Below are 14,133 nucleotides of genomic sequence, written 5' to 3' on the forward strand. Positions count from 1 at the left end.
ACTATGAGATTAATTGTTATCCTTTTATACATAACACTGCTTCTTTCTTGCAAGAAAGAAAAAGAAACTGGTTTTATACAAAAAAACGTTCATAATTCTTTTTCATGGATTTATAAACCTGATACTTTATTTGCCAGTAATAAAATTTTTTTAAGTGCTAAAACAAACATTCCTAAAAACAATCTTCTGCTTTTTATTAGTAATGATTATGGTAACTCAATTATAAAACCTATAGTTAATGGGGAAACAGCTACTTTTAATCTTCCTAAATCTTTCTCCAATATTTCTGGTTTTCTTACTTATTCACTTGTATCAAATAAGACAATTTTAGAAAAAGGTAATTTAATTATAAAACCATTAAATAAAACTAACTTATTAGAAACCTATTGCGGCCCACCTTACCTAGTAGCCTCTGAAGATGATTTTGCCATGCTAGTAGTGATTCCAATGGATATTTACGACAATCCTAATAAAAATGATTATTACTCGGTTGAGACCTATAGAAATAAATCAACTAAGAAATTAATAAAACATAATGAATTATTAGCTTACAACAACATATATAGTAGAATTAAAAAAGGGAAACTGTTTACTCAAGCTTATACAGATTCTATTCAATCAAAATTATTAGAAATAACTGTTTTGTCTAACAACCCTACTAATTTTTCAATTGACTTTGATAGAAATACTAGTCTAGCAGATGGAAAAGAGTTAACCACCTTAAAAACATCCATTATTAAAGATCAGTACAACAATATAATAGAAAACGGAACTCTTGTTAGTTTTTATCTAACATTTGGTAATACTCATATGAAAGCCTATGGGAAAACCAATAATGGTATTGCTATTTCACAGTTTGTTCATCCTTCAAAAAAAAGGACCTATACAGTTCAAGCTTTTGTAGAAGGTTTTGCCTCTAGCAACAAATTAACAATCACTTATAATTAAGTTATGAAAAAACATCAATTAATAAAACAAGTACTTATTATCCTATTGTTTATAACAGTGAACTTAGGCTTCATTAGTTTAATTTCTAAAATTTATTATGAATTCAACTCGGGTGCTGACAGAAGTAAATTATTACATATTAACCTCAAAGAAAACACCTATTATATACCTAAAACTACTATTAAAGCAACCAATACTAGAGGAAGAAAACTCAATAAAGAAAATATAAAGGATATACATAATGATTATATTAAAAGTTGGTATGTAAGAAAATATGCACTACAAAACAATAACCATAAAGCTATTGAGGATTTTTATACCGATTCTGCTCAAGTAAAAATTCAAAAAATTATTACAAATAATAGCCGTGATTCTATAAATATTCATTCTACCTCTATTCAACACAATATTAACATTGACTTTTTTTCGGAAGATGGACAAGTTGTTTATTTAAATGATAAAGCTGTTCAGGAAAAAACTTTTTTTTATCAAAATCAGAAACTCTATTACCAACAAGAAACTACTAAAAACTATAAAGCTGTTTTATTATTAGAAGATGGCTTTTGGAGAATTAGACATATCGTTAGTGATAGTGTATATAAAACCGAACAACCAAAAACTCAATTAAAAAAAATTAATTTTAAAATTAAAGGGATTAATTATTACCCACAAAACACGCCTTGGTTTGATTTTTGGCATAAATATGATAGTCTTGTTGTACAAAAAGATTTAAAAATAATTAAAGATTTAAAATTAAATACTGTTCGAATATTTATTCCTTATGAAGTTTTTGGTAAAGAAAAAGTAGCTCCTCAAAAACTCAAACATTTGATAACAACACTTAATATTGCCCATAATCTAAACTTAAAAGTTATTATTACTTTTTTTGACTTTTATAGTAATTACCAAGTTTTAGATTACACTCTTTGTGATAGACATGTAGAAAGTATTATTAAAAAAATTAAAAAGCACCCAGCTATTTTACAATATGATATAAAAAACGAACCTAATTTAGATTTTAAAATTCATTCAAAACACAAAGTAATCAACTGGTTAAGCTTTATCGTAGAAAGAGTACGTTATTATGATCCAAATACTCCCATTACCATTGGATGGGGTAATGCAGATTCTGCCTATTTATTAAATGATAAAGTTGATATTATCTCTTTTCATTTTTACAAAAAGTTAAAAGAGTTCAAAACTGACTATACTAAGTTAAAAGAAAAAGTATATAAACCTATTGTTGTACAAGAATTTGGTAAACATTCTTATAACAGTATTTTTAACTTATTTAGTCATTCTGAAAAAAAACAAGCTAACTATCATAAAAAAATGCAACAATATTTTAAAGAACTTAACGTTGAACACTTTGTCAGTTGGACACTTTATGATTTTCCACATATTGATAGTGCTATTTTTGGGCGACTTCCGTATAAAATTGGTCCTCAAAAAAATTATGGGTTTATTAATGTGAAAGGAAAGTTTAAGCAAGCAACTAAATACATAACCAATATTCCAGATTAAATTAATTTGTTAAAAGAAGCAAAACTAAATACTTGTACGCTTTTTTTCTTTTATATACTTTTGCGCCATGGAAAAATTAAAACAACGTTGGGGAATCAATAACAACTTAGATATAGTTGCCATATTAATTGTTTTTGCTATTAATGGTTCTTTTGCTGCTTGGGTTGCTAAACCAATTACAGCTTATTTTGGGCTTTCACCTGAAACTATGTCTCCTTGGATTTATTGGCCTTTACGTATTTTACTTATTTTTCCTATTTATCAAACAACACTTCCTATTGTTGGTTGGCTTTTTGGTCAATTTAAATTCTTCTGGGAATTTGAAAAAAAATTTCTTAGTCGTCTTGGTTTTGGGTTTCTTTTTAAAAAATAACTCTATTTACCTATAGGCTATTGATTACCTCACTATAACTCGCTTTACCATAATTAACCTTAGCTCTTTTATTAGCTATACTATTTTACCTTATTTACATATTTCAAGTGTTTTTTTATCTTCAATTATTTTATTTAAAAGCTAAAACACCTACTCCAAACAACACATAAAAAACTAACAATCAAAACATTAAAAATATTTTATTTTTAAAACTAGGGTTAATGAGTATAAAAAATAGGGTTCTTACGTAGTTATACTCTAGGGTTTTTACTTATTGTACCGTTAATTATATCATCTTAAATTGCAGTGTGTTTGGATAGTTATCAAACATAGTATATAGTAGTAGGTTATAAAAAGGTTCTTGTAAAAGGGAACCTTTTTTTATATAGAAAAAATAATAATTTTTCCTTTATATATTGCATCAGTTTACTTACTGAAATATGAGATGGAACAGAAACAAATAAGTGCACATGATCAATGGATACATATCCTTTTATTGTTTCTACTTCATTTACTTTACACACTTCTCGTATCAATTCGCGAACTCTCCTTTCAGTATCTTTTTTCAATATTTTGTTATCCAAACTAAATGATATTTAATATCATAAACCCGTATGAGATGTTTTTCGATAACGTTGCATAAAATAAAGATAATCAAACTAAAGTCTTCGCCTAAAGGCGAGGGATTTTCTCCCATTTCCCGAATTTGAAATTAAAAGTAGGATTTACCTTTTATTAATTGTTTACAAAAACTGTTAATAAATTATAACAAAAAAAAGAAACATAGCAAACTTTTTTAAACAAAAAAAACAATTTCATGAAAAACAATAACCTAATTAAAAACAAAGAAACTTTAAGAAGATGGGGAGCCTTTGCTCTTTCGTTACTAAATAATCTAAGACACTCTACATGATTTAACTTCCTATTTTAAAAGAGCAAAATTAATTTACTTCATACTCTTTTCATTTATTTTCCTAATTCTTTACAAACTTAAAGTATAAATAGGCTTTATTTCAATATAAAGTTATTATGTAAAAATAGATTAGAATGCAAACACTTACTTGCCTCTCTCCCCTTATTAAACACCTCACCCTCAAACTATAACTTTTATTAACTTCAATATATTCGTTACAGTCAACAACATCAACATACTTCGTACAAAACACTTTCCATTACACTGCATTTTCAATCTTATTTTTACAAAAATTAACAAACCTTCACAAAGCACTAATTTACAAACCTTTAAAAACAACTCTCCTTAACACTTACATTTTTCTTTAACTCTATATAAAAAGTTAAAAGTAGGGTTTACCTTTTATTAATTGTTTATAAAAACTGTTAATCAATTATAAATTAAAACAAAAAAAAAACATAGTAAACTTTTATTTAAGCAAAAACAAATAATTTCATGAAAAACAATAACCTAATTAAAAACAAAGAAACTTTAAGAAGATGGGGAGCCTTTGCTCTTTCGTTGCTCATCTTTTTAGGTAATGCACCTGCCTCCTATGCTAATGCATATGCACAAAAACAGATGCTTACCTCACAACAAACATTACAACAAAAAACAGGAGCATTACCTGTAAATCAATTAGATTTAGGTACTGGTAATGTTACTTTACAAGAATCTTTATTAGCTGTAGAAGGCTACCAAGCAACTATTTCCTATAACAGTGAAGGAGTAGCACAAAAGGCTGCTACCTGGAATCGTTCACAAAAACAAGGTACTTTAGGACTAGGTTGGGAATACCCTGAAAACAGAATCATACGATTAACCCAACAAACTGGTACTTTAGAAGATGATAAATATTTACTTTACAATCAAGGAGCCACCTATCCGCTTCTTTTTATAGAACAAAGCAATAACGAAAAAACTTATAGAATTGCTAAAAAGCACAATTGGATTGTAAAATACCATACTACCAATAAGCAATGGCGTTTATTTATGCCTGATGGGCAAATTTACATTTATGGGGATGGTTCGTTTACTCAACACCATGCTAATAGTAATGAATACAATGTAAAATGGGGAAACTGGATTGGTAGTTCAGTAGATCCTACCAATCAAACTAAATTCCCTATATCCTATAATCTTTCAGCTATTGAAGATATTTATGGAGAACAAGTAAAGTTTTTTTACCAAACTACTAGTGAAAATGTTGGGCGTAGTGGTAGAACTCATACACGTGCTTCTTATTTAGCTAAAGTAGAAGGGCTTCGTGGTAAAACATTAAACTATAGTTATCAAAAAAAGGAGGCTTTTGAATATAGTGATCCACATACTGAAAATGGAGAATCGGGTACTGATAACGATAGAGATGCCTACCAAGAACGTTATGAAGATAGATACCTAAGTGTGATTACACTTAAGAACAGAAAAGACCAACAGATAAAAAAAATAAACCTTGAATATACCTTTTTAAACAAAGGTACAGAACTACAAAAAAGACTGTTAAAAGGTGTTCATTATCTAGATGCTAAGGATGATCCTTATATGCCTGCTAAAACTTTTGATTATTTTGGAACCAATACTACTGATGGCGTAAAAGCTGGGCTTACTAAAGCAGAAACTCAATTATACAATGCTACTAACGGAGCACTATTTGGAGCTATTAAGCAAGAAAACATGCCTGAAGGTGTTAGCTATGCCTTTCAATATGGAAAACAAAAAATAAAAGGAGCTAGTAAAACCTTACCTATTACTTTTCCTAAAGCACCTTTTAATGATAAATATGAAGTGACTTCTCGTTGGAGTGCTCCTGAATTATTTTATGGAAATGATTATGTAGTAGCTATTTTTGAATCGCAGGATTTAACTCAACGAAAAAGTCATGTAAAAGTATACCAATGGATTGGAGATCGTTGGAACGAACAAGATTTAGGTCCTTTTAACGGCTATTTTTATGATAAATATCCAGCTAAAGATCAATACTCAAAAAGTATACTTAAACAAGCCAAAGGAAAATTATTTGACGCTTTGGAACAAACACCTGGAGGACAAGGTTTAAAAGGCATTATGAATGCGTTAAATGATGGGTTTTCTGACATGGGAAAAACTTTATATAGAACCGGTGATGATTTAGCACATGGAAAAGTAGGTAAAGCTATTAAAGATTGGTTTGAAGGAGAAGCTAAATTAATAGAAGATATAGTACTAGATATTGCCGCTTCTATTGAAAAAGAAGCAGAAGAATTAGTTGGTTTAGCCATTGAAATTTTCGGTAATAAGGAGGAGAAATTTATTGTAGACCAAAAAAAACTGTATGAAGCTCGTCAAAAAGATGCAGCTAACAACCCAAGAAAACAATACCATGTTGTTTTACAAGATGACTTCTTTGCTTTAACTACTTCTTTCGGAGGTTCTGAAGTAAACATTATTCAAAAAAACAAACTAGTACCTGGTACTTGGAATAACATTTCTAAAAGAGCTAACCTTACCAGTAAATTCTTCTCTTTTGAGTCAGGAACAAACTTTGTTGCTTTATTAGATGAGCTTACGGATTTTCTTTACATCTATACTTGGGACGGTTTAGTTTGGAATATTGAAATGACTAAACTAAATGCCAACTTTAACAATACCATTGCTTTTAAACAAGGCAAGGATGCTTTAGAAAATGCTTTTGATGGGGTATTTAATGCACCTGAAAATGAAGAAAACAGATTAGACCATCGTTCTGCTATTACTGCCAAGAACAATATGATTTTAGCCGTAGTTACAGACTCACAAGGTACCAATGCAGAAATCACCATTTTCCATCATGATGAAAATAGGAATTGGACAACTAATGGACAACAAATTAACAAAAAAGCAGCGGCAGCTAAAACTATTAACCTTCATAATGCTATGGCTGAAAAATTATCTGCTATTATGGGGCGTGATGGTAAGTTAGATATTAAAATGGGGAATAGTTTTGCTGTTTTACAAACCTATGATAACCTTGACGAAAATATTCCTGACGCAAGCGACATTCCTTTGATTGGAAACCTAATCAGTAGTTTTGTTCCTGATATGAAAAAAATTAACATGACCTATGGGATTACATGGGATGAAAATTTTGAAAACATTAACCTAGAGTTTCTGCATGCTGCTGCTGGACAAACTGGTGTGGAAAGCTTTGTGGTAGGTAATGTAATTAATAAAATTGGAAAAGCACATAACTTATTAGTAGGCTCTAATAATGCATTGGATCCTGAAGATGGTAAAAATTATGCCTTTCGTTATGATGGAAACCAGTTTTTAGGTAAACAATTCTCTTCTCCTTACTATACAAGTGGGTTTGCAAATGATGTGGTAAGCACTTTAACAGAAAGCGATGACAAAGCTTTTAAAACGCCTCAATTTTATCAATACGACCCTAATACTAATGACTGGACTTTAATTAACAAGGCTTCTCAAGAACAAATTGCGGCTCCTGAATTTGTAGATGAAGCTATTACTGTATCTGTTGAAATTGTAAACATTGTTATACAAGTAGTTACCTTAGTACTTCCTGGATTAGGAGAAGCTTTAGAATTAGCGGAAGAAACCATAAAGTTTATTAATAGTGCTTCTAATATTATACAAAATGCTACAATGATAATAGAGCCTGTAGCTAAAGAACTAGTAAAAGATATTATGGGAACCAACCATAAGAGTACTTCTATTGCTAATAATTACATTTCTGTAAATGGAAAACTTTTTCACAGAAGTCCTACAGGACAATGGGAACGAGTTTCTAATGACATTTTTGATGCTGATAATGCTAGTGTTGTAGGAGGAACTAATAATATTGTTAGTAATTTTGTTCCATACACACTTAAAACTTCGCATGGTATTGAGAATCATATTAAGCTACTAGGTAATGGTAAAGTTTATGATACAAAAACTATAGAAAACAGTAACCTTACTGTACATCAGGATTCTTTAAGTACTACTATTGGTGGGAGTGCTTATGTTAGTTACGGACCTATTACCAATAAAGGTTTTGTACAAAAGAATGCCTATACCGAACAATTCAAACCTTTAATTGGAAGTACTGCTGAAGAAAGAGCCAGAAGTAATAGACCTGCTTATAAGGATGCTACTCAAGTAATATTACATAAAATTGCTGGTTTAGATTTAGACAATGAACTGTATGATTACCCTATTACCAAAGTAACCATAAAACAAGGAAGTGAAAAGTTAAGTGCTCATCATTATTTATACGATGCTAACTCCGCTGCTTATGATGCTAATTCACATCTTACCTTATATGGTAAAGTAACTGATATACCTACTAGCAAAGATATTAAAATAAATACCGATATTGATTTAACAACCACTGATGGTGGATATATTGAACATTATTTTTACAATAGATATAATACCTATGGAAAAGATCATAGAAAAGGATACCCTACTAAAAGTAATGACCTAAAGTTACAGGATAATACACTTGTTACTTTTGAAAGTATTCACAATGATGACTCTCAAAATTATACCAATGGTAATATTACCACTTTATATGGACATCCTTATACTACCTTAACTTACAATACCAATCAAAAAGTAGTAGCTAGCAACCATACGTATTATCATGTATGGGAAGAAGATTTAAGGCACCCTGTAAACGGAACACATTTACAAGAAAACAGAATCTATTTATCTCGCCCTATAAAAAAAGTAAACACTGTAGATGGTGTAGCTAATGTTACTACTTCAGAGTTTGAATTTGCAAAGCATAGTTTAATTACTCGTAAAAATTCTTCTAAAGGATATACTACGCAAGGCACTACTGAAGAACATAATCAATATCATACCTATGCTTTTGAACATTATGATGATTTAAGAAAAGTAAATCGTATTCAAGAGCCTTTTAGCACTATTAATACAGTTAAACAAGGAAATGATCCTGAGAAAATAACTGGAGGGAATGTAGTTGCTTATGAAAGCTTTAGGATTAATAATAAAGATATTCATGCACCGAAAGACTTCTATACCCTAGCTAATGCAAACGGACTTACTCCTAATGCATTACCTGAAAACATTATTGGAAAAATAACCAGTAATATTAATAATCAGGCTACTTTAATAAAAAATTACGATAAAAAAGCAGAAAAATACCATGCGGCTATTGGAGATTATTATGGTACTGAAAGAGCGGCATATAACGCGCATCATAAAGAACATGAGATTCAAGATAATATAGAGCAACTTCATGACGACTTATTAGACTTAGCTAAAAACATTGACTTTTATAAACAAAGTTTAGCTCAAAACAAAGCTGAAGAAAACAAGTTAACCTCAGACATTAACTCACTTAGAAATGACCAAAAAGTTTCTCGTAATCAAATAAACGATAAAATTAATCAAATTAATCAAAAATATCGTGATATTCATAAATATGAAAATTTAATTGATATTGGATGGGTTGGAGGTCCTATTGGGTATGGTATTGCTTATGGGGTTAATAAACCTAAAATAAATAGAGCTAAAGAAGCAATCAATAGTCTTCGTAATGCAATTACTCAATTAGAGAGAGATATTAGACAAGATCAAATAGATATTGATAAAAAACGTGAATCATTACTTGGATTAGTTAACAATAACAATGATTTAAAGCCTCTACTTAAAAACATTCAATTAGCTTTAAAAAACGAAAGAGATACCTATAATACTTTTAAAGTTGATAAAGAATCACCTTTACTTAATAGTTTTAAGGCCTTTGATGGCGGAATTGAAAATTATAGCCACAATAAACATAATACAGCTAAACTTGATTTAGCTAATATAAACTTTGATAATTATCAAAAGATTTTAAATAACTTAAAACAGCATTTAAATTTACTTGCCCAAACAAATGTAACTCCTGATAATCTGGAAACTAATTTTCACGATAGAATAAGAAATACTATTGAGAATATTAAAGATAATCATAGAAGTCATAAAGTTATATTTGAAAGGTTGACTGGGCATCATACCAATGCTATCTCTTTTGCTAAAAAAGCTAAAAGAATTTCAAGAAAAGCATCAAAAAACTATGCTGTAAATTGGATTCGAAACAAAACAATTGATACTAGAGATAAAACTACAGGAATTCCTGTAAGTTGGTACAATACTAATAATACTTTTAGTAGTATAATTCTACATCCAAAAAATAAAAAGCCTATTGCTAAATTTAAAGGAGTAGATGTACATGCTACAACTAAAGAAGCTCGTTATTTCAATTTTGAAAACGGAAACAATCATACTTTCAAAGGAAGCCTTTATAAAGATGCACATACTGGTAACAAAAGTATATCATATTCTTCTAACAAATTTAAGGCTAAAGAGACATTTAACTTTTTATCTAAAAAAAATAGTTATTTAGTATCTCTATGGATAAAAGAGAAATTTTCTCAAAATAATACACCCTATAATAATGAACTTAAAATAGGAAATAGTAGTACCATAGAAAATAGTAGTACTAGTGAAAATATATTTCATGCTACAAGTGAGTGGAAATATATTGAAGTATTATTAAATTATGGTGAAGAGCCTTCTATATTATTTGGCAACAACCTACTTGTAGATGATGTTCTTATAAGACCAATAGGAACCTCTGTTACTACTTATACCTGGGATGATAATGACATGTTATCCCATAAAACAACTAATAATGGAGTAACCACTACGAATATATTAGATAATGCACAGCAACATATAGCTTCCATAGATAATACAGGAAGAACTATGGACTTCACACATCACGGGTATAGTAGATTTGTTGAGAATAATGGAGAATATAGTATAAATTCTCCTAACACAAATATTGGGATACACTTTCAAGGTAAAACAACTTATTTAGGAGATGCATCAAACATTACCAATATACCTGTAACTGATTTATCCGATGAGTTTGCCATATCTTTTACAGCCGATGAAAACTTTAGACTAATAAAAGGAAATCAACGTATTATTAAGGTCGGGAATATAATTAGTGCTAATGGCAAAAGTTCTGACATTAAACAGCATAAAAATATTCTTGTATTACAAAAGCATGGAGGGTTATATGTGTATGTTAACGGACAAGTTAAAGCATATTTAAACAAAACAAATAACAATAATGTCCAAATTCGTGGTACAGTATCTAATTTATTAATAGGTAAAAAACCAGTTGTTAATATTATTTATAAAGATGGAATAGCAAGAAACATACAACATCAATACTGGCAAAACAACATTGATAATCAGATAACTGGTAAAATCACACAAGCCACCCTATACAATGGATGGGGAAAACCTATGTTAAAAACAAAACCCCTTTATACTCCAATTACTAATTTGAATTATGAGCAAAATTTTGTTAAATTCAATGAGTTAAATGGAAATTTGCAAGGAAATTTCGTATCACTTTATGAGACATTTAGCCAACAAAACAATCATGATTACAAAATAAAGAATCATCTTGATATCAGTAGGTTATTTACACAAACTAAATACAGCAATGATCCTCTACAAAGAGTCATCGCAACTACTATGCCTGGTGTTAACAACAAAGACACTGAAAACACTAAAAGAACTGGTTATCAAGACGCTTTAGGTGCTTCTCTGGAAAATGCTATTGGTATTAGTAATACTAATAAACTAAAGTTTAAAACTTCTTCTACTGAGATTCGTAATAATGATAAAGCTGCTGTTAAAGATTTATTTGGAAGAGCTACAGCCATGCAAAACGGAAACTCGATTAGCAGTTATACTTATAAGTATGATACAAATGGTAATAAAACCGTAAAAAGGAGGTTGCCTCTTTCACATACTAATAACGCTCCAAATCAATATAAAAACACACGTGTTAATATAGATTTAATAGGAGATCAAGCCTATACAAATACCGTAGATGAAGGCAAAAATTATACAATAAAAAACAATAAAGGTTTAACCGTGTTTTCTTCTACTCACAACTTCTCTAAGCTTAAACCAAATATAAAATGGAATTACATTAAATATGATCCTATTAACCGACCTATTGAAGCTGGAATAATCACTGTCCCTGGCAACTTTGATCAACAAGAAATGAGCTTCCTTGCCAATGTACCAGAATGGTTAGCAGATATTAAACAAACTATTCATAAAACTTGGCAATATGATAGCTTTGAAAATAAAGTAGACAAATCTAACGGGAAAATTACACATACCTCACGTCTAATCAATGATAAGCAAGTAGAAAATAAGTATACATATAACCTTAGAGGTCAAGTGGCCACAAAAGCTACTTATATTAACGGCGATTTACAAGGACTTGTTCGATATCATTATAATCATGATGGCAAAATTAAAGACATTGTATATCCTAATGGTACTTCTGTAGTTTATAACTATGATCAAAATGGTAGGTTGTATGGTGTAGGAACAGATGCTAATCCGTTTGCCTATGCTAAATATGGATATGGTACCAATGGTAAAATTAACCAAACCATTCATGGAAGCGGTGTATTAAATACAACCCAGAAATACACCTTACAAGAACATGTGGCTGAATCTAATACTGAATTCAATGGTGCTCAAACCCTATTTAAGGAAAATCTTGAATATACAGTAGACGGTAATTATCACCAAGGAATGATTATGCGTAAAACAGAACAGCAAGAAGGACAGCCTATTGATAGGTATGAATACACCTATGATAATCAATATAGGTTAACTCTTGCTGAGAGACATGGAACTGGTATTGATAGATTTCAATTTGATTACGACACCAATGGTAATTTAACCTCTCAATCATCTAGTGTATTTGGAAGGACTAATAACTTTACTTACCAACAAGGTACTAATAAGTTACAAAGCCCTACCGAGGCTGCTAGTAAAATTGGGTTATACACTAAAATTGGACAAACTCCTTTAGGGTTGAATACCCAATTAGACTACGATATCTTTACTCGTAAAACTCATAAAGTATTTGATGGGCAAAATCAGGTGAAGTTCTTATACGATGCGAACAATAAAAGAGTCCAAAAAACACGTAAATACACTTCTAAACATGGGCTTAGTATTGACGATACCTTAACCTATATTTTTGGAACTCGTAATTTACCTTTATTTGAAAAACTTACGGATAATGTAGATAATACCTCATGGGATAAAACGTATATTTATGGGGCTCAGTATGCTCCTATAGCTATGCTTTACAAGGGTAAAACCTATTTCTTTGTACGTGATTATCAAAGTAGTTTACGTAATGTAGTTAATGCTACTGAAGGAATTGTAGAAGAAACCTATAAATACACCCCTTTTGGTGAAATTTTATACTCAAACCATCAAGGAACGGAGGTGAAACACAAATTAGGAACCTATTTATATACTGGGCAAGAATACGATCAAGCTACTGGATTGTATAACTTCAAAGCTAGATTATACCATCCTGTTAAGAAAATATTCTTAAGCCCTGATCCTAAACACATCAATTATTCTCCATATACTTACACTAGCAATAACCCTATTAATCTTGTGGATCTAGACGGAAAAATGCCTACTGGTGGAGCTGCTGCGGAAGCAGAAGGAGCTGTTGGTGGACAACTTACTAAAGCTGAAAAGAAAGCAGCAGCAAAAGCAGCAAAAGCAGCAAAAGCAGCAGAAAAAGCAAGAATAGCTGCTGCAGAACGTGAGAAAGTGGAAGCTAAGATAAATAATTTTCAAAATTATGAAGGACAACGCATCAAACGTTTAAAATACCTTGAGAATGATTTAAAAGAAGATTCTAAAAGAGCTAGAAATGGTGCTTACTTAGAAGGAAATTTAGGCGGAAAAGAAATCCAATTTAACTCTATTAGTAGCGAAGTAGCCACTAATATGAAAAATGTTGTTCCTAACCCTACTTCTAGAGCGTTTCAAACCTCGATAGTTAATGGAACAAGTAGAGCATTTGATACAGAAGTAAAATTATTAGAGCATTTGAATACAGAAATTGAAGCTGGTAGAGTTATCGGTTCTGGTAGTATTCAGTTAACTTCAGAATTACCATACTGTGATTCATGTAAAGGGGTAATTAGCCAATTTGAATCTAAATATCCTAAGATTAAATTTTATAAGATGAGTGGTGTAGATGGAATGTTTGATCCTTCTATAGGACAGTAGTTTTAGACACTTATTAATTAACTTTTTTTAAAGAATTATAAACACCTCAAAAGTAAAATTTTGAGGTGTTTTTTAATTAAAAAACTAATATTATTCTACCTCAAAAAACACTATTTTTATTTATATTTTGTTGAATGAAAAGAGGCATTATCAATGATAACAATCTTGTACTCTCTAGGCTTGTGATTAAAAAAGCTTCAAATAGTATAGTATCTAC

The 14,133-nt window shown here is 30.2% G+C and carries 5 protein-coding genes; 4 read left to right on the forward strand and 1 reads right to left on the reverse strand.

All coding sequences use genetic code 11. The features are described 5' to 3' along the window. The first annotated feature begins 3 nt into the window (after positions 1-3). From ABNT65_RS06430 to ABNT65_RS06440, 3 genes are all read left to right on the forward strand, one after another. Positions 4-948, forward strand: a complete 945-nt coding sequence (locus ABNT65_RS06430; RefSeq protein WP_348747466.1) for a hypothetical protein — start codon at positions 4-6, stop codon at positions 946-948. 3 nt (positions 949-951) lie between these two features. Continuing rightward, positions 952-2,472, forward strand: coding sequence for a glycosyl hydrolase (locus ABNT65_RS06435; protein ID WP_348747467.1), 1,521 nt, complete (start codon positions 952-954; stop codon positions 2,470-2,472). Positions 2,473-2,539: 67 nt separating this feature from the next. Next, positions 2,540-2,845, forward strand: a complete 306-nt coding sequence (locus ABNT65_RS06440; protein ID WP_348702971.1) for a DUF6787 family protein — start codon at positions 2,540-2,542, stop codon at positions 2,843-2,845. Between the two features lie 347 nt (positions 2,846-3,192). On the opposite strand, the gene ABNT65_RS20980 is transcribed toward ABNT65_RS06440, so the two are convergent. Further along, positions 3,193-3,429, reverse strand: a complete 237-nt coding sequence (locus ABNT65_RS20980; RefSeq protein ID WP_412766845.1) for a transposase — start codon at positions 3,427-3,429, stop codon at positions 3,193-3,195. 824 nt (positions 3,430-4,253) lie between these two features. Between ABNT65_RS20980 and ABNT65_RS06445 the strand changes: the two genes are divergently transcribed. Then, positions 4,254-13,916, forward strand: a complete 9,663-nt coding sequence (locus tag ABNT65_RS06445) for an RHS repeat-associated core domain-containing protein (protein WP_348747468.1) — start codon at positions 4,254-4,256, stop codon at positions 13,914-13,916. Positions 13,917-14,133: the final 217 nt, after the last annotated feature.

This window comes from Tenacibaculum sp. 190524A02b (genome assembly GCF_964036645.1).
Taxonomy (GTDB): domain Bacteria; phylum Bacteroidota; class Bacteroidia; order Flavobacteriales; family Flavobacteriaceae; genus Polaribacter; species Polaribacter vairaonense.

Coding starts and splice junctions, on each gene's coding strand:
- ABNT65_RS06430 (WP_348747466.1), top strand. CDS start 4: ATGAGATTAATTGTTATCCTTTTATACATAACACTGCTTCTTTCTTGC.
- ABNT65_RS06435 (WP_348747467.1), top strand. CDS start 952: ATGAAAAAACATCAATTAATAAAACAAGTACTTATTATCCTATTGTTT.
- ABNT65_RS06440 (WP_348702971.1), top strand. CDS start 2,540: ATGGAAAAATTAAAACAACGTTGGGGAATCAATAACAACTTAGATATA.
- ABNT65_RS06445 (WP_348747468.1), top strand. CDS start 4,254: ATGAAAAACAATAACCTAATTAAAAACAAAGAAACTTTAAGAAGATGG.